The organism is Psychrobacillus psychrodurans (assembly GCF_050209195.1).
Lineage (GTDB): Bacteria > Bacillota > Bacilli > Bacillales_A > Planococcaceae > Psychrobacillus > Psychrobacillus psychrodurans.
This window is the reverse complement of record NZ_CP189791.1, coordinates 3802093-3826643: the sequence shown is the minus strand read 5'-3', so window position 1 is coordinate 3826643 and position 24551 is coordinate 3802093. Positions and strand designations below refer to the sequence as shown.

28 protein-coding genes, 2 tRNA genes and 3 rRNA genes are annotated in these 24551 nt (G+C 40.9%); 31 read left to right on the top strand and 2 right to left on the bottom strand.

The genetic code is table 11. The features are described 5' to 3' along the window. The first annotated feature begins 11 nt into the window (after positions 1-11). The 25 genes from rpsN to ACQCPR_RS18890 all read left to right on the top strand — a co-directional run bounded on the left by rpsN (position 12) and on the right by ACQCPR_RS18890 (position 16420). Positions 12-197 (top strand): 30S ribosomal protein S14, encoded by a 186-nt coding sequence (gene rpsN, locus ACQCPR_RS19010; RefSeq protein WP_090567851.1) that lies wholly within the window; start codon positions 12-14, stop codon positions 195-197. Between the two features lie 30 nt (positions 198-227). Then, the gene (rpsH, locus tag ACQCPR_RS19005) at positions 228-626 is read left to right on the top strand and encodes a 30S ribosomal protein S8 (protein ID WP_090567854.1); all 399 of its coding nucleotides are present in this window, start codon (positions 228-230) and stop codon (positions 624-626) included. 30 nt (positions 627-656) lie between these two features. Then, entirely contained in the window at positions 657-1196 is a 540-nt protein-coding gene (gene rplF, locus ACQCPR_RS19000; protein WP_090567856.1) for a 50S ribosomal protein L6, read from the top strand. Positions 1197-1226: 30 nt separating this feature from the next. Then, entirely contained in the window at positions 1227-1586 is a 360-nt protein-coding gene (rplR, locus tag ACQCPR_RS18995; RefSeq protein ID WP_090567859.1) for a 50S ribosomal protein L18, read from the top strand. Between the two features lie 21 nt (positions 1587-1607). Then, positions 1608-2108, top strand: coding sequence for a 30S ribosomal protein S5 (gene rpsE, locus ACQCPR_RS18990; RefSeq protein WP_090567863.1), 501 nt, complete (start codon positions 1608-1610; stop codon positions 2106-2108). 15 nt (positions 2109-2123) lie between these two features. Then, positions 2124-2306 (top strand): 50S ribosomal protein L30, encoded by a 183-nt coding sequence (rpmD, locus tag ACQCPR_RS18985; RefSeq protein WP_090567866.1) that lies wholly within the window; start codon positions 2124-2126, stop codon positions 2304-2306. A 32-nt stretch (positions 2307-2338) separates the two neighbouring features. After that, complete coding sequence (gene rplO / locus ACQCPR_RS18980) at positions 2339-2779, top strand: 50S ribosomal protein L15 (protein ID WP_090567869.1); 441 nt, start codon at positions 2339-2341, stop codon at positions 2777-2779. After that, positions 2779-4071 (top strand): preprotein translocase subunit SecY, encoded by a 1293-nt coding sequence (gene secY, locus ACQCPR_RS18975; RefSeq protein WP_090567873.1) that lies wholly within the window; start codon positions 2779-2781, stop codon positions 4069-4071. The genes rplO and secY overlap by 1 nt, the downstream gene beginning before the upstream one ends. Positions 4072-4137: 66 nt before the next feature. Continuing rightward, positions 4138-4791, top strand: coding sequence for an adenylate kinase (locus tag ACQCPR_RS18970; RefSeq protein WP_090567876.1), 654 nt, complete (start codon positions 4138-4140; stop codon positions 4789-4791). 437 nt (positions 4792-5228) lie between these two features. Then, positions 5229-5447, top strand: a complete 219-nt coding sequence (gene infA, locus ACQCPR_RS18965) for a translation initiation factor IF-1 (RefSeq protein ID WP_016429904.1) — start codon at positions 5229-5231, stop codon at positions 5445-5447. A 40-nt stretch (positions 5448-5487) separates the two neighbouring features. Next, complete coding sequence (rpmJ, locus tag ACQCPR_RS18960) at positions 5488-5601, top strand: 50S ribosomal protein L36 (protein WP_003247619.1); 114 nt, start codon at positions 5488-5490, stop codon at positions 5599-5601. Between the two features lie 23 nt (positions 5602-5624). Continuing rightward, positions 5625-5990, top strand: coding sequence for a 30S ribosomal protein S13 (gene rpsM / locus ACQCPR_RS18955; RefSeq protein ID WP_090567879.1), 366 nt, complete (start codon positions 5625-5627; stop codon positions 5988-5990). 25 nt (positions 5991-6015) lie between these two features. Continuing rightward, a complete protein-coding gene (gene rpsK, locus ACQCPR_RS18950) occupies positions 6016-6405 on the top strand; it encodes a 30S ribosomal protein S11 (protein WP_090567882.1) in 390 nt (129 codons plus the stop codon). Between the two features lie 134 nt (positions 6406-6539). Next, positions 6540-7484, top strand: coding sequence for a DNA-directed RNA polymerase subunit alpha (locus ACQCPR_RS18945; RefSeq protein ID WP_090567885.1), 945 nt, complete (start codon positions 6540-6542; stop codon positions 7482-7484). 53 nt (positions 7485-7537) lie between these two features. Next, positions 7538-7918, top strand: a complete 381-nt coding sequence (gene rplQ / locus ACQCPR_RS18940; protein ID WP_090567888.1) for a 50S ribosomal protein L17 — start codon at positions 7538-7540, stop codon at positions 7916-7918. 446 nt (positions 7919-8364) lie between these two features. Further along, positions 8365-9213, top strand: a complete 849-nt coding sequence (locus ACQCPR_RS18935) for an energy-coupling factor ABC transporter ATP-binding protein (RefSeq protein WP_093495437.1) — start codon at positions 8365-8367, stop codon at positions 9211-9213. Continuing rightward, positions 9189-10058 carry an energy-coupling factor ABC transporter ATP-binding protein gene (locus ACQCPR_RS18930; protein ID WP_093495436.1) on the top strand — a complete coding sequence of 290 codons (870 nt, stop codon included), beginning with the start codon at positions 9189-9191 and terminating at the stop codon, positions 10056-10058. Before ACQCPR_RS18935 ends, ACQCPR_RS18930 begins: the two co-directional genes overlap by 25 nt. Further along, positions 10058-10855, top strand: coding sequence for an energy-coupling factor transporter transmembrane component T family protein (locus ACQCPR_RS18925; protein ID WP_090567897.1), 798 nt, complete (start codon positions 10058-10060; stop codon positions 10853-10855). Before ACQCPR_RS18930 ends, ACQCPR_RS18925 begins: the two co-directional genes overlap by 1 nt. A 15-nt stretch (positions 10856-10870) precedes the next feature. Next, on the top strand, positions 10871-11620 hold the full coding sequence (gene truA, locus ACQCPR_RS18920) for a tRNA pseudouridine(38-40) synthase TruA (protein WP_427137802.1): 750 nt from the start codon (positions 10871-10873) through the stop codon (positions 11618-11620). 166 nt (positions 11621-11786) lie between these two features. Further along, entirely contained in the window at positions 11787-12224 is a 438-nt protein-coding gene (gene rplM, locus ACQCPR_RS18915) for a 50S ribosomal protein L13 (RefSeq protein WP_090567905.1), read from the top strand. Positions 12225-12246: 22 nt separating this feature from the next. Next, complete coding sequence (gene rpsI / locus ACQCPR_RS18910; RefSeq protein WP_090567909.1) at positions 12247-12639, top strand: 30S ribosomal protein S9; 393 nt, start codon at positions 12247-12249, stop codon at positions 12637-12639. A 163-nt stretch (positions 12640-12802) separates the two neighbouring features. Further along, a complete protein-coding gene (locus ACQCPR_RS18905) occupies positions 12803-13312 on the top strand; it encodes a GNAT family N-acetyltransferase (RefSeq protein ID WP_427137801.1) in 510 nt (169 codons plus the stop codon). A gap of 27 nt (positions 13313-13339) precedes the next feature. Next, entirely contained in the window at positions 13340-14524 is a 1185-nt protein-coding gene (locus ACQCPR_RS18900; RefSeq protein WP_427137800.1) for an MFS transporter, read from the top strand. A 51-nt stretch (positions 14525-14575) separates the two neighbouring features. After that, positions 14576-15289 (top strand): N-acetylmuramoyl-L-alanine amidase, encoded by a 714-nt coding sequence (locus ACQCPR_RS18895; RefSeq protein WP_090567958.1) that lies wholly within the window; start codon positions 14576-14578, stop codon positions 15287-15289. 78 nt (positions 15290-15367) lie between these two features. Next, positions 15368-16420: an Mrp/NBP35 family ATP-binding protein gene (locus ACQCPR_RS18890; protein WP_090567917.1), complete on the top strand. Its 1053-nt coding sequence runs from the start codon at positions 15368-15370 to the stop codon at positions 16418-16420. Positions 16421-16449: 29 nt separating this feature from the next. Here the strand turns inward: ACQCPR_RS18890 and gerD are convergent, their stop codons facing one another. Next, positions 16450-17070, bottom strand: a complete 621-nt coding sequence (gerD, locus tag ACQCPR_RS18885; RefSeq protein ID WP_090567923.1) for a spore germination lipoprotein GerD — start codon at positions 17068-17070, stop codon at positions 16450-16452. 140 nt (positions 17071-17210) lie between these two features. On the opposite strand from gerD, the gene ACQCPR_RS18880 reads away from it, so the two are divergent. Further along, complete coding sequence (locus ACQCPR_RS18880) at positions 17211-17888, top strand: KinB-signaling pathway activation protein (RefSeq protein WP_427137799.1); 678 nt, start codon at positions 17211-17213, stop codon at positions 17886-17888. A 105-nt stretch (positions 17889-17993) separates the two neighbouring features. Here the strand turns inward: ACQCPR_RS18880 and ACQCPR_RS18875 are convergent, their stop codons facing one another. Next, on the bottom strand, positions 17994-18653 hold the full coding sequence (locus ACQCPR_RS18875) for a hypothetical protein (protein WP_340880682.1): 660 nt from the start codon (positions 18651-18653) through the stop codon (positions 17994-17996). A gap of 253 nt (positions 18654-18906) precedes the next feature. Between ACQCPR_RS18875 and ACQCPR_RS18870 the strand changes: the two genes are divergently transcribed. The 5 genes from ACQCPR_RS18870 to ACQCPR_RS18850 all read left to right on the top strand — a co-directional run bounded on the left by ACQCPR_RS18870 (position 18907) and on the right by ACQCPR_RS18850 (position 24511). Next, positions 18907-20460, top strand: a 16S ribosomal RNA gene (locus ACQCPR_RS18870). A 234-nt stretch (positions 20461-20694) separates the two neighbouring features. Next, positions 20695-23623 (top strand): 23S ribosomal RNA (locus ACQCPR_RS18865). Positions 23624-23808: 185 nt separating this feature from the next. Further along, a 5S ribosomal RNA gene (rrf, locus tag ACQCPR_RS18860) occupies positions 23809-23924 on the top strand. Together the 16S, 23S and 5S rRNA genes with 2 tRNA genes alongside form the textbook arrangement of a ribosomal RNA operon. Positions 23925-24350: 426 nt before the next feature. Next, positions 24351-24425, top strand: a tRNA-Asn gene (locus tag ACQCPR_RS18855). Between the two features lie 13 nt (positions 24426-24438). Beyond that, a tRNA-Thr gene (locus tag ACQCPR_RS18850) sits at positions 24439-24511 on the top strand. Positions 24512-24551: the final 40 nt, after the last annotated feature.

Below are 24551 nucleotides of genomic sequence, written 5' to 3'. Positions count from 1 at the left end.
GAGGCGAAAACGTGGCTAAAAAATCAATGGTCGTAAAACAACAACGTACGCCAAAGTTCAAAGTGCAAGAATACACACGCTGTGAGCGTTGTGGACGTCCACACTCTGTATATCGTAAATTCAAGCTTTGCCGTATTTGTTTCCGTGAACTTGCATACAAGGGACAAATTCCTGGCGTTAAAAAAGCAAGCTGGTAATCCCCTATAACTGGGAAGGAGGTAAATGTAATGACAATGTCAGATCCAATTGCAGATATGCTTACACGCATTCGTAATGCTAACATGGTTCGTCACGAGAAATTAGAAGTTCCTGCTTCAAACCTGAAAAAGGAAATCGCGGAGATTTTAAAACGCGAAGGTTTCATCCGTGATGTTGAATATGTAGAAGATAGCAAACAAGGTATTATCCGTATCTTCTTAAAATATGGTCAAAATGATGAGCGCGTTATCACTGGTTTGAAACGTATTTCAAAACCTGGTCTTCGCGTTTACGCTAAAACAAACGAAGTACCTAAAGTATTGAACGGTTTAGGAATTGCTTTAGTTTCTACTTCAAATGGTTTATTAACAGATAAAGAAGCTCGCGCTAAACAAGTTGGCGGAGAAATCGTAGCTTACGTTTGGTAATAATCAACAAACGAATGGAGGTGCAACAAAATGTCTCGAGTAGGTAAAAAACCAATAGAGGTTCCTGCAGAAGTTACTGTTACAGTTAACGCTGATAATACAGTAGTTGTAAAAGGACCAAAAGGTGAATTAACAAAATCTTTTAACCAAGATATTAAGATTGAGCAAGAAGGTACAGTAATAACATTAGTGCGTCCTTCAGATTCAAAAGAACACCGTACGATTCATGGAACAACTCGCGCTTTGCTAGCTAACATGATCACGGGTGTATCTGCTGGATTCGAACGTGGACTTGATTTAGTTGGGGTAGGTTACCGTGCACAATTACAAGGAACTAAACTTGTACTAAATGTAGGGTACTCACATCCAGTTGAGTTCACTCCTGAAGATGGACTAGTAGTTGAAGTTCCTTCTAATACAAAAGTTATCGTTCGCGGTATTGATAAAGAACGCGTTGGTGCTTTAGCATCTAACATTCGTCAAGTTCGTCCACCAGAGCCTTATAAAGGTAAAGGTATTCGTTATGAAGGCGAAGTTGTACGCCGCAAAGAAGGTAAAACAGGTAAATAATGCATTTCGCATTAGAAAGGAGTGACCACTGTGATTACGAAACAAGACAAAAATCAAGTTCGTAAGAAACGTCATGCACGTGTTCGTACAAAAATCACGGGTACTACTGAACGTCCACGTTTAAATGTATTCCGTTCTAATAAACATTTATACGCACAACTGATTGATGATACTCAAGGTGTTACAATCGCAAGTGCATCCACTATGGATAAAGATTTCAATGGAACAGCTGGAAATGTAGAAGCTGCTAAATTGATTGGTGAAACAATCGCAAAACGCGCTACAGAAAAAAACATCAAATCTGTTGTATTTGACCGTGGCGGTTACTTATATCATGGACGTGTTAAAGCGTTAGCTGAAGCTGCACGTGAAAACGGCTTAGAATTTTAAGAAGAAGGAGGGACATATTTCATGCGTGGTATTGACCCAAACAAACTTGAACTTGAAGAACGCGTAGTAACGATCAACCGTGTTGCTAAAGTTGTAAAAGGTGGACGTCGTTTCCGTTTTACTGCATTAGTAGTTGTCGGTGACAAAGATGGTCATGTAGGATTTGGTACTGGAAAAGCACAAGAAGTTCCAGACGCTATCCGTAAAGCAGTTGAAGACGCGAAGAAAAACTTAATAGAAGTACCTAGAGTTAAAGGAACTACTCCTCACCTAGTTGTAGGACACTTTGGTGCTGGATCTATTCTAGTTAAACCTGCAGCACCTGGTACAGGAGTAATTGCTGGTGGACCTGTTCGTGCGGTACTTGAATTGGCTGGTATTACAGATATTCTTTCTAAATCACTTGGATCTAACACACCAATCAACATGGTACGTGCTACAATCGAAGGTTTAACTCAATTAAAACGTGCTGAAGACGTTGCTAAATTACGTGGTAAATCAGTAGAAGAACTGTTAGGATAAGGGGGGGAAATTACAATGGCAACTAAATTAGAAATTACCCTTACTAGAAGCTTGATTGGTACTAAACCAGCTCAACGCAAAACAGTAGAAGCTCTTGGATTACGTAAAATGCATCAAACAGTTGAGCATCAAGACAATGCAGCTATCCGTGGGATGGTTGGCAAAGTAGCTCACTTAGTAACAACAAAAGAAATTTAAGGTTTATTTTAAGAATAAGGAGGTGCCACCATATGAAACTTCATGAGTTAAAACCATCAGAAGGATCTCGTTCATCGCGTAAGCGTATCGGACGCGGAATCGGTTCTGGAACTGGTAAAACATCAGGTAAAGGTCATAAAGGTCAAAACGCTCGTTCAGGCGGAGGCGTTCGTCCAGGATTTGAGGGCGGTCAAAACCCGTTATTCCGTCGTTTACCAAAACGTGGATTTACGAATATTAATCGTAAAGAATTCGCAATTGTGAACCTTGACACATTAAATCGTTTCGAAGAAGGCACAGAAGTTACACCTGCTTTATTAATCGAAACAGGTGTTGTGAGCAGCGAGAAATCTGGTATCAAGATTCTAGGTAATGGAACACTTGACAAGAAGTTAACTGTAAAAGCTCATAAATTCTCTGCATCAGCAAAAGAAGCAATTGAGAACGCTGGCGGATCAACAGAGGTGGTTTAATGTTTCAAACAATCTCCAACTTTATGCGTGTGAGAGATATTCGAAATAAAATCATTTTTACATTATTGATGTTAATCGTCTTCCGTATCGGGACATTTGTACCTGTACCTTTCGTCGATGCCGATGTGTTAAAACAAACAGACCAAATGGGTTTGATTGGTTTCCTTAATACATTTGGTGGTGGAGCCCTTGCTAACTTTTCTATTTTAGCTATGGGTATCATGCCTTACATCACTGCATCCATTATTGTACAATTACTACAAATGGATGTTGTTCCGAAGTTTACTGAGTGGGCTAAACAAGGTGAAGTCGGAAGACGTAAACTTGCACAATTCACTCGTTACTTCACAATTGTGTTAGCTTTTATTCAAGCGATTGCTATGTCATATGGTTTCAACCGTATGTATAGTGGTTCATTAATAAAAGATGATGGTATATTGACATACTTAGTTATTGCTGTTGTTTTGACAGCCGGGACTGCATTTTTAATGTGGTTAGGAGAGCAAATTACCGCTAAAGGTGTTGGGAATGGTATTTCTATCATTATCTTCGCTGGTATTGTTGCTGCCATTCCAAACGCAGTTAACCAAGTGTACGCACAGCAAATTGAAGGTGCAGGAGATGCGCTGTTTATCAATATTGTAATAGTACTTTTACTTTTATTAGCAATTGTCGCAGTAACAGTTGGAGTAATTTACGTTCAACAAGCGTTGCGTAAAATTCCAATTCAATACGCGAAACGTGTTTCTGGTGCAGCCCAAACTGGTGGTCAACAGACTCATTTGCCTTTAAAAGTTAATGCTGCGGGAGTAATTCCGGTAATCTTTGCCTCAGCGTTTCTTATGGCGCCACAGTCAATAGTATTATTTTTCGGTCAAAACAGTACTACCGAAGCTATTACGAGAGCATTAGATTATACACAACCTATTGGTATGACGATTTATATTGCTTTAATCATTGCATTTACTTACTTCTATGCGTTCATTCAAGTGAATCCAGAGAACGTAGCAGATAATTTGAAAAAGCAAGGTGCGTATATTCCAGGGATTCGTCCAGGGATCAATACACAAAATTATTTAACTAGCGTATTGTATCGATTAACTTTTGTTGGAGCTATATTCTTAGCTATCATTTCAATCATGCCGATGCTATTTGTGAAATATGCGGATCTTCCGCAGTCAGCACAAATTGGCGGAACAAGTTTGTTAATCGTGGTTGGGGTAGCACTCGAAACGATGAAACAGCTAGAATCCCAACTAGTTAAACGTCATTATAAAGGCTTTATGAAATAAGGTAGGTTTTTAGGGACATTGATGTTCCTAAAAATCGACTATATAGTCCTGGGGGGGCATTTTCGTATGAATATCGTTTTAATGGGTTTACCTGGTGCTGGTAAAGGTACTCAGGCAGATAAAATTGTTGAGAAGTACGCAATCCCTCATATTTCTACAGGCGATATGTTTCGTGCAGCAATTAAAGATGGTACGGAACTAGGTTTGAAAGCAAAATCGTTTATGGATCAAGGTGCCTTGGTACCCGATGAAGTTACGATTGGTATTGTCCGCGAAAGATTAAGTAAACCAGACTGTGAAAAAGGATTCCTACTTGACGGTTTCCCTCGTACAGTTCCTCAAGCAGAAGCACTTGATGCTTTACTTTCGGAACTTGATAAATCTATCGAGCATGTGCTTAATATTCAAGTAGAACAAGAAGAATTGATTAAACGTCTAACAGGTCGACGCATTTGTAAAGAATGTGGAACTGCTTACCATTTGGTCTTTAATCCACCTGCTAAAGATGGAGTATGTGACAAAGATGGTGGCGAGCTTTATCAACGTGCTGACGATAATCCGGAAACGGTAACTAACCGTCTGGAAGTAAATATGAAGCAAACACAACCTTTGCTTGATTTTTATGAAGACAAAGGTGTTTTATCTAATATAGATGGACAGCAGGATATTAAAGTAGTATTCGCTGATCTTGATGCTCTGTTACAGGGCAGCCGCATATAATTGCCCGGTGCCTGTCGCAGACGACTGAATACCCGGGTAGTATGCAAAGAACGAAAATGTTTTTTTCGAGAGCTGCAAAAGCATATTGCGCCCGGTATACGTTCGGAGGAAAAGAAATGCATCAAAAGCGGGGACTCCCTTGTCCACGTGCATTTATAATACTTACGGGGTATAATGGGTTTCGTGGAAGCATCTGTGTAACGAACGGGTACTATGGAACTCATCCAACACATTCGTACGAACATGTTGACATGAGGGAGAGTCTACTCCGTGGATTGCTAAAAGCGAAACCTTACGAGTGTCTTTCGAACATCTCTCATGATTTCCAAACATATGCTTGAACGAATAGTTTCGTTCTACTAGAGGCTATACTAACAGCAAATTACGTTTGAGTTTTGATGAGAACCTGATTTGTATATAGAAGGGAGACAGGGTTGATGGCGAAAGATGATGTAATTGAAGTCGAAGGAACAGTTGTTGAGACTTTGCCAAACGCGATGTTTAAGGTAGAATTAGAAAACGGTCATACGATACTTGCGCATGTATCGGGTAAAATTCGTATGCATTTCATTCGTATTTTACCTGGAGATAAAGTCACAATTGAACTTTCTCCTTACGATTTAACTCGCGGTCGTATTACGTACCGTTTTAAATAATAATCTTTTGCACTCCGGACTACTAAGGAGGTTAGGTTAGATGAAAGTGAGACCATCTGTGAAACCGATCTGCGAAAAATGTAAGGTAATTCGCCGACGCGGTAAAGTAATGGTAATCTGTGAAAATCCTAAACACAAACAAAGACAAGGATAATAAGAAGGAGGTGCACGACACATATGGCACGTATTGCTGGTGTTGACATTCCACGCGACAAACGCGTTGTTATTGCATTAACATACATTTTCGGAATTGGTAAAACGACTTCTCAAAAAGTATTGGCGGAAGCTGGTATTTCAGAAGAGACACGTGTACGTGATCTTACAGAAGACGAACTAAACAAAATCCGTGAACAAATCGGTGTATACAAAGTAGAAGGTGACCTTCGTCGCGAAGTATCACTAAACATTAAACGTTTGATGGAAATCGGTTCATTCCGTGGTATCCGTCATCGTAGAGGCTTACCAGTACGCGGACAAAATACGAAGAACAATGCACGTACTCGTAAAGGTCCACGTAAAACAGTAGCTAACAAGAAAAAATAATCGGTAAAGGAGGTTTCTTCTTAACATGGCACGTAAACAACAAACACGTAAGCGTCGTGTGAAAAAGAATATCGAATCCGGTATTGCTCACATTCGCTCAACATTTAACAACACTATTGTGACTATCACAGACATGCAAGGAAATGCACTTTCTTGGTCAAGTGCTGGAGCTCTTGGATTTAGAGGTTCTCGTAAATCTACTCCATTTGCTGCACAAATGGCTGCAGAAACAGCTGCAAAGACTTCAATGGAACATGGTATTAAAACTTTAGAAGTAACTGTTAAAGGACCAGGTGCTGGTCGTGAAGCGGCAATCCGCGCACTTCAAGCTGCAGGTCTAGAAGTTACAGCAATAAAAGACGTAACACCAGTACCACATAATGGTTGCCGTCCACCAAAACGTCGTCGCGTTTAATAGGTGATACTCAACTTGTTTGAGAACATCATTTATTGTACAGACTGTGGTTGTATTAACAGCAATCAGTTAACGATCGAATTCATGATGGAAAGAACCTATACATTCGATGTTTTGAGGGAGGGTAAATTGGAATGATCGAAATCGAAAAACCAAAGATTGAAAGTGTAGAAATCAGCGAAAATACCAAGTTTGGTAAATTTGTTGTAGAACCGCTTGAACGTGGCTATGGAAATACTTTGGGAAATTCTTTACGACGCATCCTTCTGTCATCTTTACCAGGAGCTGCAGTTACTTCTATTCAAATTGATGGCGTTTTGCACGAGTTCTCAACTATTGAGGGCGTAGTGGAAGATGTAGCATCTATTATTATGAATGTGAAAAAGCTAGCTTTAAAAATCTACTCTGACGAGGAAAAGGTCATTGAGATTGATGTTAAAGGTGAGGGAACGATTACAGCTGCTGACATTACACATGACAGTGACGTAGAAATTTTAAACCCGGAACTTTATATTGCTACAATCGGCAAAAATGGTCATTTCCGCATGCGTATGTACGCAGGTCGAGGCCGTGGCTACACTCCTGCTGTTCAAAACAAACGTGAGGATCTTCCTATCGGCGTAATCCCGATCGACTCTATTTATACTCCAGTTTCACGCGTGAATTTCCAAGTGGAAAATACTCGTGTTGGGCAATTGTCCAACTTCGATAAACTAACACTTGATGTGTGGACAGATGGCAGCACAGGTCCTAAAGAGGCGATTTCTCTTGGAGCAAAAATTCTAACAGAGCACTTGAATATTTTTGTAGGGATGACTGATGAGGCTCAGACTGCTGAAATCATGGTCGAAAAAGAAGAGGATCAAAAAGAAAAAGTTTTAGAGATGACTATTGAAGAACTTGATCTTTCTGTTCGTTCTTATAATTGCTTAAAACGCGCTGGTATTAATACAGTACTTGAGCTTGCAAGCAAATCAGAAGACGATATGATGAAAGTACGAAACCTTGGACGTAAGTCTTTAGAAGAAGTAAGAGCGAAGTTAGATGAGCTTGGTTTAGGATTACGTAAAGAAGACTAAACGGGTTTTGATATAGCGAGACTTGAATTATTCACCAAAGGAGGGAAACATCCATGGGTTACAGAAAACTTGGACGTACAAGTTCTCAACGTAAAGCGATGTTACGTGACTTAACAACTGACTTAATTATCAATGAGCGTATTCAAACTACTGAAGCACGTGCAAAAGAATTACGTTCTGTTGTTGAAAAAATGATCACTTTAGGTAAACGCGGAGATTTACACGCTCGTCGTCAAGCTGCGGCTTACATTCGTCGTGAGGTTGTTGCTTCTACTGATGAAGAAGGTAACGAATCTACAATCTATGCATTACAAAAGTTGTTTGATGATGTAGCACCACGCTATGCTGATCGTCAAGGCGGTTACACTCGTATTATGAAAGCTGGACCTCGTCGCGGAGACGGAGCACCAGTAGTAGTAATTGAGTTAGTTTAATTTAGTTTTTTAGGTGCCCACGCACCCAAAAAGTAAATTAAAGCCTCCGGCGGATGTCACAGATTTTAATTACGCTTGCGCAATTAAAGTTTGGACGCAAATACACCGGGGCGAATTTTATTTACAATTTAACAGGCGTTTTTACGTCTGCCAAATTGAAGAGGGTAATGGTGGTTTACTACCGCCCTCTTCTTTTTCAAACAGATTTATACGACATTATAAAAGCAGAGTGTTATGATGAGCGGACTTATTGGGATTTTCGAATCCCCAACAAGTAGCGTCTCGTCTAGCTCTACGCACCTCATTTTCCTGATTGGTCTTGAGCAACCAATCTAGAAATAAGTTATAGAAGAGCGCATTTCTCAAAATGAGGTGCGCGCTTTTTTAATTTACCGTAAAATGATGTAAACTATTAGCACAGCTGAGTTGAGCAGAGGAGGTAAAGGATGAAACGCGAAATTATTTCTTTACAGGAAGTTACATTTACATATGCAGAAGAAGATACAGGTGTACGACCTGCTATACAGAATGTCTCATATACAATTAATGATGGTGAATGGGTGGCGATTGTAGGCCATAATGGTTCTGGCAAATCGACATTAGCACGATTAATGAACGGTCTTCTATTTCCTCAGACGGGAACGGTAAGGGTTTTTGGAGAACCGTTAAATGAACAAAATTTATGGGACACTCGGTCTAAAATGGGAATGGTTTTTCAAAATCCAGATAACCAATTTGTTGGAGCAACCGTGCAAGACGATGTTGCGTTTGCTTTAGAAAATAACGGAATCCCATTTGAGGAAATGGTAGAACGTGTACAAGCCTCCTTAGTAAAAGTGAAAATGAGTGACTTTATGAATAGTGAGCCACATCATTTATCTGGAGGACAAAAACAAAGGGTTGCTATAGCTGGAGCTATTGCACTTCAACCAAAGATTTTATTGTTAGATGAAGCAACTTCCATGTTGGATCCACAGGGGAGAGAAGAGGTACTTCAGACTGTGCACCAGCTGAGAAAAGAAACCGACTTAACGGTTATCTCTATTACACATGATTTAGAAGAAGCACTTCTTGCTGATCGTGTGATTGTTATGAATCAAGGGAAGAAGTATGCAGCAGGGTCACCACAAGAAATATTTGAACGAGGTCAAGAGTTAATCGATTTAGGATTAGATTTACCTTTTGCTATGAATATGTCTAGATTATTACGAGCACAAGGTGTGCAAATTGGAGCAGACCACATGTCAGAAGAAGAGTTGGTGAATGATTTATGGACATCTCACTTCAACAAGTAAGTTATGCTTACGCCAAAGATACTCCATTTGAAAAAAGAGCTTTATACGATGTAGATTTACTTATTCCTTCAGGTTCTTATCAAGCCATCATTGGTCATACAGGTTCAGGGAAGTCTACAGTGCTGCAGCACTTAAATGCATTGTTGAAGCCAACAGAAGGAGTTATTCGTATTGGTAGTACGGAAGTAGTTGCAGCTAAAAAGAACAAGAAATTACGAGAGATTAGACAAAAGGTAGGAATCGTTTTTCAATTCCCTGAGCATCAATTATTCGATGAAACGGTTTTAAAGGATATTATGTTTGGACCTATGAACTTTGGGGTGCCAGAAGAAGAAGCAAGACAACGTGCTATAGAATTAGTAAGGTTACTTGGATTACCAGAAGAGGTTATGGAAAAGTCGCCATTTGACCTGTCTGGGGGACAAATGCGAAGAGTTGCCATAGCGGGAGTCCTTGCAATGAATCCAGAAGTATTAGTTCTGGATGAACCAACAGCAGGGCTTGACCCAAGAGGGCGTAAGGAAATAATGGAGTTATTTTATCGACTCCATCAAGAAAAAGGTTTAACTACTGTACTCGTAACACATAGCATGGAAGACGCTGCTAGATATGCAGACCGAATTGCTATTATGCACAATGGACAATGTGTGCTGCAAGGGATACCCCAGGAGATATTCTCAGATGAGGATCGTTTAATGGATTATCGTCTAGAATTACCTCAATCTATTAAGTTTCAAAAGAAACTAGAAGAGATGATGGGAAAAAAGTTGTCGACACTTTGTTTAACAGAAGAGACTTTAGCTGAAGAACTAGCACGCCTGATGAAAAAGGAGCGTGAAATTTAATGCTTGAAAAAATGATATTTGGGCGTTATATTCCAGGAGATTCTTTTATTCATCGTTTGGATGCTCGTGCCAAGCTGATATTTGTTTTCTTATTTATCATGGTTGTCTTTATTGCAAACAACTGGATTACGTATGGAATATTACTAGTGTTTACTTTTTTGATCATACGCTTATCGAAAATTAGGCTTTATTTTTTGATAAACGGATTAAAACCTGTTGTGTTTTTGATTATATTTACGTTCTTATTGCATCTGATTTTTACTCGAGAAGGTTCAATTATTTTTGAATGGAAGTTTATCAAAATTTACGAGGAAGGGCTAAAGCAAGGGATATTCATATCTATACGCTTTACCGTACTAGTTGTTTTAACGTCTATTCTCACTTTAACTACAACGCCTATTTCGATTACAGATGCATTAGAAACTTTATTGAACCCATTAAAAAAGTGGAAGCTACCTGTACATGAATTGGCTCTTATGATGTCAATTTCGCTAAGATTTATACCAACTTTAATGGATGAGACAGATAAGATTATGAAAGCTCAAATGGCGAGAGGATCTGATATGACAACGGGTAGTATGAAGGAGAGAATGAATGCAATCGTTCCACTTCTAATACCTTTGTTTGTAAGCGCATTTAAACGTGCAGAGGATTTAGCAACTGCAATGGAAGTAAGAGGCTATAAAGGCGGCGAGGGACGTACTAGGTACAGAAAGCTAGAATGGGCTACGAGAGACACGTTAATCATCCTGTCGCTCGTCGTACTTGCTGCAATACTAGTTTACTTTAGAAAATGATTAAGAGGTGTTAACGTGAGACTTCGAGCGATTATTAGTTATGATGGCAGTCAGTTTTCTGGTTATCAGGTTCAACCGGGAAAACGAACTGTTCAATTGGAAATAGAACGTGTCCTAGAAACAATTCATAAAGGCGCCGTTGTTAAAGTTGTTGCAAGTGGAAGAACAGATGCTGGCGTTCATGCAACAGGACAAGTTATTCACTTTGATAGCCCGTTAACATTTCCGTTAGATCGTTGGTGTACCGCTTTAAATGTTCAACTACCTGGAGATATTCGAATATTATCGGTAGAACAGGTATCTGATGATTTTCATGCCCGATACCATGCTATTGGAAAGACTTATCGTTATATTTGGTCACTTAGTGAAATACATAGTCCATTTGAGCGTGATTTTTCCGTACATGCTGACCGATACAAACCAGATATCGCATCGATGCAAGAAGCTGCTCAACATTTGTTGGGTACTCATGATTTTTCAAGTTTTTGTGCAGCTAAAACGAATGTAAATGATTTTGTGAGAACTATTTATTCTATTAACTTTGAAGTGAAGAAAGAAACACAACAACTCCATATGGTTATTAGTGGAAGTGGCTTTTTATATAATATGGTGCGTATTATTGCAGGTACATTATGGGAAGTAGGTATTCGAAAAAAAAGTGTGGAAAGTCTTTCGGAAATCCTCTTGTCGTGTTCTCGAAAGGAAGCAGGGAAAACCGCTCCAGCACACGGTTTATACCTCGAAAAAGTAGCTTACGATGAATGAAACAACATCACCAGGTGTTTTACGGAAAATGCTTGACTAATTGTTACATTCGAGGTATGATGATGTATGGTATTTCTTAACCCCACAATATAAGCCCCGAAACTTATTGGTATGAGGATATAGAAAATTTTAGATCGATTATGATTTAATTAGGAGGACAAAATACATGCGTACAACATTCATGGCTAAAGGTCACGAAGTAGAACGTAAATGGTTAGTAGTAGACGCTGAAGGCCAAACTCTTGGTCGTCTAGCTTCAGAAGTTGCAGCTATTTTACGTGGTAAAAACAAACCAACATTCACACCGAACGTTGACACAGGTGATCATGTGATCATTCTTAATGCAGAAAAAATTCATTTAACTGGGAACAAGTTAAATGACAAAATTTACTACCGTCACACTCAATTCTCAGGTGGACTTAAACAACGTACAGCTTTAGAAATGCGTACTAAGTACCCAACGAAAATGCTTGAGTTAGCAATTAAAGGAATGCTTCCTAAAAACTCTTTAGGACGTCAAATGTTCAGCAAGCTTCACGTTTACACTGGAGCAGAACACCCACATGCAGCACAGAAACCAGAAGCATACGAGCTTCGCGGATAATAATTAAGAGGAGGACATTCACTTGGCACAAGTTCAATATATCGGCACTGGTCGCCGTAAAAGTTCAGTAGCACGTGTGCGTTTAGTACCGGGCGAAGGAAATATCGTTATCAACAAACGTGACGTAGCAGATTACGTACCATACGAAACTTTACGTGAAATCATTAAACAACCATTAGTAACTACTCAAACTTTAGGTAGCTACGATGTACACGTAAACGTTAATGGTGGTGGATTCACAGGACAAGCAGGAGCAATCCGTCATGGTATTGCACGTGCACTACTTACAGTAGATCCTGATTTCCGTCCAGCATTGAAATCAGCAGGATTCTTAACGCGTGATCCACGTATGAAAGAACGTAAAAAACCAGGACTTAAAGGCGCTCGTCGTGCACCTCAGTTCTCAAAACGTTAATATTAAATTATCAGTTCAAAGCATTTCTCGAGATTTCTCGGGGAGTGCTTTTTTTGTTTGGTCATGCGAGAAATATAGACGGTTGTCAAAATGTTTAAAAAGTAATTGTATGTCTATTTTGAGAGGTGTATATTTAGAAAATAATTATAAAGGAGGAGCGAAAATGGATCTTACTTCACAAAGATTAGTGTTTCGTTTTTATGAGGCGAATGACTTTGACTTTTTATATTCAATGTTAAATGACTCGGAGATGATGAAGTACATAGGGAATGGCAATACGCGAACTACAGAAGAAGCACTTGCTTTTTTAGAAAGGATTCAGAGTCACTATAAGCAAAACGAAGAGTTTGGCTTAAAATTACTCGTTCGAAAAGAGGATGGGATTCCAATAGGACACGCTGGAATAATTCCTCAACAAATTGACGGAAAAGAAGAGCTAGAAATTGGTTATTGGATTGCAAAAGAATTCTGGGGTAATGGGTATGCAACAGAAGCAGCTAAAGCATTGCTTAATCGAGCAATCAATAAGTTAGGTATACATCGTCTAATATCTCTTATTCAGACGGACAACACAAGATCTGGTCGTGTAGCCCTCAAAAATGGTATGCAATTAGAAAAAGAAATAATTTTAAAAGGCAAGTCGGTTAGTTTGTATACATATAAAAGTCAGTAATGATTTATAAAGAAGAAGAGGGAATGTATGAGAAGTAAATTTAATGCTGTGACGGGCACGATACTTGTTAGTATTTTTATTGCGCGTTTTGGAACATTTTTAGTTTTGCCTTATTTAACGCTATTTTTGCTCGAGGACTTTCATTATTCGGGCGTGCAAATTGGAACGATTATATCGACACTGGCTCTATCAAATTTAGTGATGAGTTTTTTTGTAGGACCATATATTGATAAGTATCCTAAGAACAAAGTCATAATGGTAGGACTCCTTGGATATTTAGTTTGCTATTTTTATTTCCCTTTCATCGATTATTATGCAGGGTTTTTAGGATTTGCTGTTTTGCTTGGTGCGAGTCAGGCAGTTGTGGAACCTACTTACCGTGTATTACTGAGTCTATATACAGAACCAGAAAATCGTCGATTAATATTTAATATCCGCTACTTTTTGATTAATATATCTGCTGCAGTTGCCCCGCTGATTTCTGTTTATTTCCAAAAGTATGGAATGGAAAATCTATTTTTTATTGTTGGACTTATTTTCTTATTAAACATATTAACATTTGTCTTTATATTTAATAAGTACCCGCTGAAACAGGAACCTATTAGTTTAACGAAGCCTTCAATATTTCATTCGTTTCATGTCTTTAAAAGGGATACAAGTTTTTCGATTTTTGTGTTGGCATTAATCTTTATTAGTTTTGGTTACAGTCAGTTTGACTCTACTTTTAGTCAACACATTGGGAAGTCTTTTGACCATGAACTAGCAATAAAATATTTCGCGTGGCTTATAACAACAAATGCTATTACCGTATTAGTCATTCAGTACTTTGTCTATAAGCTAGGAGAATTGATAAGCACGACTACTTCTTTAATGATTGGAAGTGGATTATTGTCAATTGGATTATTTTTCTTTGGGCAGAGTGACTTAATATTATGGTTAATGGTTGCTATGGTTATTTTTACAGCTGGAGAAGTATTAGTATTTACTATGGTTGATATTCATTTAGATGGAATGTGTGAGGATCATGAGAAGGGTACTTATTTTGCCCTTTCAGGTGTAAAGTCTGTCGGTCGAATAGCTGGTCCTAGTTTGGGTGGTTTTCTGTTGGATACGATGAGCGGTGGCGCAATGGTGTTCATCATCATTTCACTTATCACGTTATTAGCTATTCCATCGTTCTATTACAGTTCAAAAATACGTGGACAATTCTAATCATACTATTTGTCCCTCATACGTATAATGAGTGAAAAAGGAGCGATGAACCTGAAAAAGTGGCTAATTATCTTTGTTTTGTTTTTGATATCCCTTCTTGCAGTTGTGTATGGAACAAAAGCTAGTGACATTGGTTTTTTCTTGCCTGAACCAATGAGTGGAGTGAAGATTGTCATTGATCCAGGGCATGGAGGGATTGATGGTGGAGCTAGTAGTGGCGATACAGTTGAACGAGATATTACGCTAGCTATGTCCCTAAAACTAGAGAAAAAGTTGAAGTCGCAGGGTGCAACAGTGGTCATGACACGAAGTAAGGAAGGTGATGCAATTGCAGAACATAGACCCGATGAGGATTTCCCTACTACGAGGGCTAGAAAGGTTGCCGACCTATTATTGCGTGAAGAAATTATGAATAACTCAGAGGCAGACTTAGTCATTAGCTTGCATGTGAATGCAGTTCCAGAGGAAAGGTGGAGAGGGGCTCAAGTCTTTTATCATGCAGACGGACACGCAGGTGGAGAGTTATTAGCTAAATCTATACAAGGGTCCATTCGAGAAAAAATCGGAAACACAGAGCGGGAAGCACTGGCGATTAAACAGGTATATATATTGAAGAAAGCAAATGCACCTGCAGTATTAGTAGAAACAGGCTTTTTAAGTAATAATGAAGAGCGAGAATTATTGAAGTCTGAAAAGTACCAGAAGGAAATGGTAGAAGCTATATCTGAAGGTGTAATTGAATTTGTTGAGGATAATATTTACTAAGACAATGTAACGTATTGTAGACACTCTATTATGGTATACTATAAGGCGAATAGTTAAACTTAAGGGGAGTGTCTACAGATGATTAATGAGCAACAAGTTCGTACTTTGCTAGGAGCATTAAACGACCCATTTTTACATAGAACACTAGAAGAAACGAATGGGATTTCAGAAGTGTCTATTAAAGAAGAGAAAAATCATGTAAGTGTAAAGCTAGCTATAGCTAAAATAAATTCAGCAGAACAAATGCAGCTACAAGGAAAAGTTGTAGAAGTTTTGAAAGAAGCAGGAGCTGCAACTGTAGGTATTCGTTTTGAAGAGCTACCAAAAGAAGTACTGGAGCAGTTTCGAGGGAAAACAAAAGAAAGTGACAACGAAAATCTTCTCTCGCCAACTAGTAAAGTGAAAATTATTTCTATAGCATCTGGAAAAGGCGGTGTTGGTAAATCTACTGTTTCAGTGAACCTAGCGGTTGCGCTTGCTCGTTTAGGTAAAAAAGTAGGGCTTGTAGATGCTGATATTTATGGGTTTAGTGTACCTGATATGATGGGCGTAAAAGACATTCCGCAGATTATAGAGGACCGTATTATTCCTGTAGAACGTAAAGGTGTCAAAGTAATCTCTATGGGCTTCTTTGTAGAGAACAATACACCAGTTGTATGGCGCGGACCAATGCTTGGAAAAGTACTAGACCAATTCTTCAAAGATGTTGAATGGGGAGAATTAGACTTTCTGCTCTTAGATTTACCACCAGGTACTGGAGATGTCGCTTTAGATATTCACCAAATGCTACCGACATCGAAAGAGATCGTAGTAACAACACCGCATCCAACAGCTGCATTTGTTGCAGCAAGAGCAGGTGCAATGGCACTTCAAACTGATCATGAAATTCTTGGAGTAATCGAAAATATGTCGTGGTATGAATCAAAATCCACAGGAGAAAAAGAATTTGTATTTGGTAAAGGTGGAGGACCGAAGCTTGCAGAGGAATTACGTACAGAATTACTAGGACAACTTCCATTAGGGCAGCCAGACTGGAATGACATCGATTTTGCTCCATCTGTTTATGAAGAAACACATAATACTGGAAAAATTTATTTAGATATTGCGCAAAAAGTTATAGAAAAAGCATAAGAAAGAGGCCGTTTCCAAAGAGGAGCGGCCTATTTTTCTTCTTCTTCTTTCTTCTTATCTTCCTCAGATGAACCAGCAGCTCCTCCTTCTTCTCCTCCTCCTTCAGATCCGCCCCCAGCTTTTTCAGTTTTACCCCCAGCTTCCTCCACTAATTTCTGCCACTTAGCTTGCAGTACCGGACTTTTGATAGTTTCTTCTACAACCTTTTGCATTTCTTTTCGCATATCGCTGGATTCCAATACTTTAGCTAATTCTTTTTTCATCTCAGCTGAACTAAAAAAGGTCTCTAAATCCTTTAAATAATTTGGATCCTTCATTAAGGCTTTCATTAATTCCTCTTGCTGCTTTACCATACTCTTTGCCATTGTCTCTGAAAACTTTGGATCTGAATAAACTTCCTTCCAAAAGTCCTCAGCTTCTTTTGAAAGCATTGTCTGTTCAACAGATGTCTTTACTTGTTCACTGTCTAATACTAGGAGTTCTTTGAATTGAGGATCTGACAATAATGTTCGAATTGCTTTTTTTCCATCCTCGGTTTGCAGAGCATCAATGAACATTTTCTTATTCTCCTCATAAGAAGGCTGAGTAGCAGGAGAACTACAACTAGCGAGAAGTCCAAGACTCAATAATAAAAGAGCAAAGTATTTCATATCCGTCACCGTCCTTTCGATTATTGTTCACATTTGGTTAGGAAATATGTATAGTCAGTAGGAAGAAATAGATTTTTCATAAAAGGCTTGTTACAATTTATACTTATAAAGGAAATAGAAAAGATGGAGGAAATCTTGCAGTGACTATTCGAAATTGGTTTAAATTCTTTCTAAATGCCTTGTTAATCGGTGGTTTAGTAACAGGTGTTTTTGGTTTATTTATACGTTGGGATGATGCTTTTTCACAATACTTTGAAGCAGGACAATGGGGAGAGTTCTTAGCTGCATTTGCGTTTATGGTAGTAATGGGCTTTACAATTAGTGTAATTGCTCAAATGGGTTACTTTGCCTATTTAACAATTCACCAAATGGGTGTAAATATTTTTAGGACCCTTACTCTGTGGAACTGGGTGCAGTTATTGATTATTGCATTTGTTATATTTGATTTAATTATGTTTCGTTTTAGACCAAATGCAGAAACAACCGGACAAATATGGTTATACGTTATCTTACTTACAGTATTAATCATTACCTCAGTAGTAGTGGCAATTGTTAAAGCGAATCTTACGAAAAAGCACGCACTTATATCTGCTTTGTTTTTCATGATAGTTATCTCAACCTTAGAGTGGCTTCCGGTACTATTGGTACGAGCGGATAATGTAGATAGTTGGGTTACATTATTATTGTTCCCGATTTTAGCGGTTAATGCATATCAATTACTGGCGCTGCCAAAATATAATGCTAAGTCTGAGGTCGATCGTTTGAAGTTGGAAGAACGTAGAAAAAACAGAAGAGAAGCTGCATCTGCTAAGAACTAATAAAAGTTGCTCTGACTACTAGTCGGAGCAACTTTTAAATTTATAAGGATTATAATGAACTACTTACGTACTTACGGTGACTTTACCTGGTTTATGACTAATTTTTTATTCTGGATAAGTTTTTGTTTTTACTTTTAAACCGAAGATATTTTGTTCAATGGTAATAATTTTTTTTGACTTAACAAACTTTACCAGCTGTTGTATATCTATTCGTTCTTCTTGATGAAGGGGAACGGTAAGGATATCTCCTTTTTCAAGTGCAGGAACTTTATTGGACCAGTACTTACTAGAGCTGAGTAAATTTACTTCCTGTTCCCAAGCCTTTTTTTGCAATTCAATAGGAAACTCATAATCTATTGTTCTAAACCAAAGTGGTCTTTCTCCTATCGCTTGTTCAAATCTTTCAACTTCTTTTTCAAACAAAGTTGGATTTTCTATATAAGTTGCTCCACTTGTACCTAAAAGACTAATGGGTACGTTTTTTTCTTTCATGACTTTTATAATGTCCTCAGAGCGTTCGATCCATTCAATACTTATAAAGAAATGCGGATAAGGAGCTTGTAAGTCATTTACAAACTTTTCTATATCATCCTTTCCAAAAGTTAAATCAACCGTAATAGTATTCCCATATGATCCTTTCGAAATAACAGTAGGCTTTTCCGTAAGCTGAAATACAGGGAGCAGCGAGGATAGATTTTTTGGTACATTAAATAAAAACAATCCTAAAATAATCAATAAACCAACTAGTAAAGCTTTTGTTTTCAAAGAAACACACACCTTTTCAAATCGTTTTAATTAATTTTATGATTTAGTGTTGACATTAATGTTAAAAAGATGTTAAGATACAAAGGTCGCTGAAACAAGACGACAACTTAAACAATATGAACATTGAAAACTGAACATGCAAAACGTTAAGACATACAGCTTATCAGCTAACTTTGTTAGTCTGATAGCAAAACAATTTTGACATCATTTAATGATGATGCCAGCAAAACAAAATGAGCTTTTTAAGTTCTCTATTATGGAGAGTTTGATCCTGGCTCAGGACGAACGCTGGCGGCATGCCTAATACATGCAAGTCGAGCGAATGACGAAGAAGCTTGCTTCTTCTGATTTAGCGGCGGACGGGTGAGTAACACGTGGGCAACCTGCCCTGTAGATTGGGATAACTCCGGGAAACCGGGGCTAATACCGAATAATCCATTTCCTCACATGGGGAGATGTTAAAAGACGGTTTCGGCTGTCACTACAGGATGGGCCCGCGGCGCATTAGCTAGTTGGTGAGGTAACGGCTCACCAAGGCGACGATGCGTAGCCGACCTGAGAGGGTGATCGGCCACACTGGGACTGAGACACGGCCCAGACTCCTACGGGAGGCAGCAGTAGGGAATCTTCCACAATGGACGAAAGTCTGATGGAGCAATGCCGCGTGAGTGAAGAAGGTTTTCGGATCGTAAAACTCTGTTGTGAGGGAAGAACAAGTACGAGAGTAACTGCTCGTACCTTGACGGTACCTCATTAGAAAGCCACGGCTAACTACGTGCCAGCAGCCGCGGTAATACGTAGGTGGCAAGCGTTGTCCGGAATTATTGGGCGTAAAGCGCGCGCAGGCGGTCCTTTAAGTCTGATGTGAAATCCCACGGCTCAACCGTGGAAGGTCATTGGAAACTGGGGGACTTGAGTACAGAAGAGGAAAGCGGAATTCCAAGTGTAGCGGTGAAATGCGTAGAGATTTGGAGGAACACCAGTGGCGAAGGCGGCTTTCTGGTCTGTAACTGACGCTGAGGCGCGAAAGCGTGGGGAGCAAACAGGATTAGATACCCTGGTAGTCCACGCCGTAAACGATGAGTGCTAAGTGTTAGGGGGTTTCCGCCCCTTAGTGCTGCAGCTAACGCATTAAGCACTCCGCCTGGGGAGTACGGTCGCAAGACTGAAACTCAAAGGAATTGACGGGGGCCCGCACAAGCGGTGGAGCATGTGGTTTAATTCGAAGCAACGCGAAGAACCTTACCAGGTCTTGACATCCCGCTGACCGGCCTAGAGATAGGCTTTTCCCTTCGGGGACAGCGGTGACAGGTGGTGCATGGTTGTCGTCAGCTCGTGTCGTGAGATGTTGGGTTAAGTCCCGCAACGAGCGCAACCCTTGATCTTAGTTGCCAGCATTCAGTTGGGCACTCTAAGGTGACTGCCGGTGATAAACCGGAGGAAGGTGGGGATGACGTCAAATCATCATGCCCCTTATGACCTGGGCTACACACGTGCTACAATGGACGGTACAGAGGGTCGCAACCCCGCGAGGGTGAGCAAATCCCATAAAACCGTTCTCAGTTCGGATTGTAGGCTGCAACTCGCCTACATGAAGCCGGAATCGCTAGTAATCGTGGATCAGCATGCCACGGTGAATACGTTCCCGGGCCTTGTACACACCGCCCGTCACACCACGAGAGTTTGTAACACCCGAAGTCGGTGGGGTAACCCTTACGGGAGCCAGCCGCCGAAGGTGGGACAGATGATTGGGGTGAAGTCGTAACAAGGTAGCCGTATCGGAAGGTGCGGCTGGATCACCTCCTTTCTAAGGATAATATCGGAATACGAATCTTTATTCGTATCTTAACGTTTTGCAGTTCAGTTTTGAATGTTCATTTTTATATGAAGATTCAACTCTTGCTCCTGCGATTACTCGTCGCAAAGTGAGCAAACCTTTGTTCTTTGAAAACTGGATAAAACGACATTGAAACAATAAACAACAAGAAATTCTGTTGTGATTATTTACGTAATCACAACGTGTAAGACTTTTTAACTTTTAGGTTAAGTTAATAAGGGCGCACGGTGAATGCCTTGGCACTAGGAGTCGACGAAGGACGGCACTAACACCGATATGCTTCGGGGAGCTGTAAGTGAGCTTTGATCCGGAGATTTCCGAATGGGGAAACCCACTGTTCGTAATGGAGCAGTACATTTGCGTGAATACATAGCGCATCTGAGACACACCCAGGGAACTGAAACATCTAAGTACCTGGAGGAAGAGAAAGAAAAATCGATTCCCTGAGTAGCGGCGAGCGAAACGGGAATAGCCCAAACCAAGAGGCTTGCCTCTTGGGGTTGTAGGACACTCTACATAGAGTTACAAAGGAATGAGTTAGACGAAGCGATCTGGAAAGGTCCGCAGGATAGGGTAAAAGCCCCGTAGTCCAAAATTCATTCTCTCTTGAGTGTATCCTGAGTACGGCGGAACACGTGAAATTCCGTCGGAATCCGGGAGGACCATCTCCCAAGGCTAAATACTACCTAGTGACCGATAGTGAACCAGTACCGTGAGGGAAAGGTGAAAAGCACCCCGGAAGGGGAGTGAAATAGATCCTGAAACCGTGTGCCTACAAGTAGTTAGAGCCCGTTAATGGGTGATAGCGTGCCTTTTGTAGAATGAACCGGCGAGTTACGATTACATGCAAGGTTAAGTTGAGAAGACGGAGCCGCAGCGAAAGCGAGTCTGAATAGGGCGAATGAGTATGTGGTCGTAGACCCGAAACCAGGTGATCTACCCATGTCCAGGATGAAGGTAAGGTAACACTTACTGGAGGTCCGAACCCACGCACGTTGAAAAGTGCGGGGATGAGGTGTGGGTAGCGGAGAAATTCCAATCGAACCTGGAGATAGCTGGTTCTCTCCGAAATAGCTTTAGGGCTAGCCTCAAACGTTAGAATCTTGGAGGTAGAGCACTGTTTGGACTAGGGGCCCATCCCGGGTTACCGAATTCAGACAAACTCCGAATGCCAATGATTTATGTTTGGGAGTCAGACTGCGAGTGATAAGATCCGTAGTCAAGAGGGAAACAGCCCAGACCACCAGCTAAGGTCCCAAAGTATTTGTTAAGTGGAAAAGGATGTGGCGTTGCTTAGACAACCAGGATGTTGGCTTAGAAGCAGCCATCATTTAAAGAGTGCGTAATAGCTCACTGGTCGAGTGACGCTGCGCCGAAAATGTATCGGGGCTAAACAAATCACCGAAGCTGTGGATTGATACCTTTGGTATCAGTGGTAGGAGAGCGTTCTAAGGGCGTTGAAGTCAGACCGGAAGGACTGGTGGAGCGCTTAGAAGTGAGAATGCCGGTATGAGTAGCGAAAGACGGGTGAGAATCCCGTCCACCGTATGACTAAGGTTTCCTGAGGAAGGCTCGTCCGCTCAGGGTTAGTCGGGACCTAAGCCGAGGCCGATAGGCGTAGGCGATGGATAACAGGTTGATATTCCTGTACCACCAAACCACCGTTTGAGTAATGGGGGGACGCAGAAGGATAGGGTAAGCATGCTGTTGGTTATGCATGTCCAAGCAGTAAGGTGTGAATGTAGGCAAATCCGCATTCTATAACATTGAGCTGTGATGGCGAGGACGTATGTCCGGAGTTCCTGATTTCACACTGCCAAGAAAAGCCTCTAGCGAGGTGATAGGTGCCCGTACCGCAAACCGACACAGGTAGTCGAGGAGAGAATCCTAAGGTGAGCGAGAGAACTCTCGTTAAGGAACTCGGCAAAATGACCCCGTAACTTCGGGAGAAGGGGTGCTCTTTTGGGTGCATAGCCTAGAAGAGCCGCAGTGAATAGGCCCAGGCGACTGTTTAGCAAAAACACAGGTCTCTGCAAAACCGTAAGGTGAAGTATAGGGGCTGACGCCTGCCCGGTGCTGGAAGGTTAAGAGGAGTGCTTAGCGCAAGCGAAGGTGCGAATTGAAGCCCCAGTAAACGGCGGCCGTAACTATAACGGTCCTAAGGTAGCGAAATTCCTTGTCGGGTAAGTTCCGACCCGCACGAAAGGCGTAACGATCTGGGCACTGTCTCAACGAGAGACTCGGTGAAATTATAGTACCTGTGAAGATGCAGGTTACCCGCGACAGGACGGAAAGACCCCGTGGAGCTTTACTATAGCTTGATATTGAATTTTGGTGCAACTTGTACAGGATAGGCAGGAGCCTTAGAGCCCGGAGCGCCAGCTTCGGAGGAGGCGTCGGTGGGATACTGCCCTGGTTGTATTGAAATTCTAACCCATACCCGTAACCCGGGTAGGAGACAGTGTCAGGCGGGTAGTTTGACTGGGGCGGTCGCCTCCTAAAGTGTAACGGAGGCGCCCAAAGGTTCCCTCAGAATGGTTGGAAATCATTCGAAGAGTGTAAAGGCAGAAGGGAGCTTGACTGCGAGACCTACAAGTCGAGCAGGGTCGAAAGACGGGCTTAGTGATCCGGTGGTTCCGCATGGAAGGGCCATCGCTCAACGGATAAAAGCTACCCCGGGGATAACAGGCTTATCTCCCCCAAGAGTCCACATCGACGGGGAGGTTTGGCACCTCGATGTCGGCTCATCGCATCCTGGGGCTGTAGTCGGTCCCAAGGGTTGGGCTGTTCGCCCATTAAAGCGGTACGCGAGCTGGGTTCAGAACGTCGTGAGACAGTTCGGTCCCTATCCGTCGTGGGCGTAGGAAATTTGAGAGGAGCTGTCCTTAGTACGAGAGGACCGGGATGGACACACCGCTGGTGTACCAGTTGTTCTGCCAAGAGCATCGCTGGGTAGCTATGTGTGGACGGGATAAGTGCTGAAAGCATCTAAGCACGAAGCCCCCCTCAAGATGAGATTTCCCATTACGCAAGTAAGTAAGATCCCTCAAAGACGATGAGGTAGATAGGTTCGGGGTGGAAGCGTGGCGACACGTGCAGCTGACGAATACTAATCGATCGAGGACTTAACCAAATTTGTTTAACGTAACAATGTCGTTTATCCAGTTTTGAGTGAACAAACACTCTATATATGAGGGTTTCAAGATACAAGCAGTGCTAGGAAACAAGTGAGAGAAGGAAGGAACGTACTAACGTACGTGACTGACAGATCGAATGAAGTTGACAACGCAATGCGCCGTCTATTGAAAGCCGAATGAGTCTAGTGATGATGGCGAAGAGGTCACACCCGTTCCCATACCGAACACGGAAGTTAAGCTCTTCAGCGCCGATGGTAGTTGGGGGTCTCCCCCTGTGAGAGTAGGACGTCGCTGGGCACCAAGAAAAAGTCGTTACCGAGCAATTGGTAGCGGCTTTTTTTGTATAAATAAATAAGCCGTAGGCAGTCTATCTCTTAAGAAAGTATGCGAGAAAGTAGAGGGGCAAAGAGTTCGAGGAAGCAAGTGAGAGAGACTCGGAGCGTATAACATACGCGAGAATTGAACGAATGCGGCTGACAAAGAAATCTGCCGACTCATAGGTTTTATATAGAGTATTTATCATAATTAAGCTATGATAAGATCGTTGTTAATTCCTAATCTACTCACCAAGGCACTTATTTCTCATCACATTAGTAGAGTGCTTACATACATAAGAAAGAGTACAAAATCAAAAAGAATACTTTTTTTCAATTCTTCAAATACAGACTTGAATTTTTAAGAAGAGTTGCTATAATTATATTTGTACTTTAAATAGGTATACGTTCCGAAGTAGCTCAGTGGTAGAGCAATCGACTGTTAATCGATCGGTCGTAGGTTCGAGTCCTACCTTCGGAGCCATTTTTTTGTCTTTGCTTCCATAGCTCAGTAGGTAGAGTGCTTCCATGGTAAGGAAGAGGTCACCGGTTCAAATCCGGTTGGAAGCTTCACTACAAATTATTTAAGGAAAAAACTTGTCTTAATGTC

Coding starts and splice junctions, on each gene's coding strand:
- ACQCPR_RS18935 (WP_093495437.1), top strand. CDS start 8,365: ATGAAACGCGAAATTATTTCTTTACAGGAAGTTACATTTACATATGCA.
- rpsM (WP_090567879.1), top strand. CDS start 5,625: ATGGCACGTATTGCTGGTGTTGACATTCCACGCGACAAACGCGTTGTT.
- rplO (WP_090567869.1), top strand. CDS start 2,339: ATGAAACTTCATGAGTTAAAACCATCAGAAGGATCTCGTTCATCGCGT.
- secY (WP_090567873.1), top strand. CDS start 2,779: ATGTTTCAAACAATCTCCAACTTTATGCGTGTGAGAGATATTCGAAAT.
- ACQCPR_RS18925 (WP_090567897.1), top strand. CDS start 10,058: ATGCTTGAAAAAATGATATTTGGGCGTTATATTCCAGGAGATTCTTTT.
- ACQCPR_RS18945 (WP_090567885.1), top strand. CDS start 6,540: ATGATCGAAATCGAAAAACCAAAGATTGAAAGTGTAGAAATCAGCGAA.
- ACQCPR_RS18930 (WP_093495436.1), top strand. CDS start 9,189: ATGGACATCTCACTTCAACAAGTAAGTTATGCTTACGCCAAAGATACT.
- rpsK (WP_090567882.1), top strand. CDS start 6,016: ATGGCACGTAAACAACAAACACGTAAGCGTCGTGTGAAAAAGAATATC.
- ACQCPR_RS18890 (WP_090567917.1), top strand. CDS start 15,368: ATGATTAATGAGCAACAAGTTCGTACTTTGCTAGGAGCATTAAACGAC.
- rplF (WP_090567856.1), top strand. CDS start 657: ATGTCTCGAGTAGGTAAAAAACCAATAGAGGTTCCTGCAGAAGTTACT.
- rpmJ (WP_003247619.1), top strand. CDS start 5,488: ATGAAAGTGAGACCATCTGTGAAACCGATCTGCGAAAAATGTAAGGTA.
- ACQCPR_RS18970 (WP_090567876.1), top strand. CDS start 4,138: ATGAATATCGTTTTAATGGGTTTACCTGGTGCTGGTAAAGGTACTCAG.
- rplQ (WP_090567888.1), top strand. CDS start 7,538: ATGGGTTACAGAAAACTTGGACGTACAAGTTCTCAACGTAAAGCGATG.
- infA (WP_016429904.1), top strand. CDS start 5,229: ATGGCGAAAGATGATGTAATTGAAGTCGAAGGAACAGTTGTTGAGACT.
- rpsH (WP_090567854.1), top strand. CDS start 228: ATGACAATGTCAGATCCAATTGCAGATATGCTTACACGCATTCGTAAT.
- ACQCPR_RS18905 (WP_427137801.1), top strand. CDS start 12,803: ATGGATCTTACTTCACAAAGATTAGTGTTTCGTTTTTATGAGGCGAAT.
- gerD (WP_090567923.1), bottom strand. CDS start 17,070: ATGAAATACTTTGCTCTTTTATTATTGAGTCTTGGACTTCTCGCTAGT.
- rpmD (WP_090567866.1), top strand. CDS start 2,124: ATGGCAACTAAATTAGAAATTACCCTTACTAGAAGCTTGATTGGTACT.
- ACQCPR_RS18900 (WP_427137800.1), top strand. CDS start 13,340: ATGAGAAGTAAATTTAATGCTGTGACGGGCACGATACTTGTTAGTATT.
- rpsE (WP_090567863.1), top strand. CDS start 1,608: ATGCGTGGTATTGACCCAAACAAACTTGAACTTGAAGAACGCGTAGTA.
- rplM (WP_090567905.1), top strand. CDS start 11,787: ATGCGTACAACATTCATGGCTAAAGGTCACGAAGTAGAACGTAAATGG.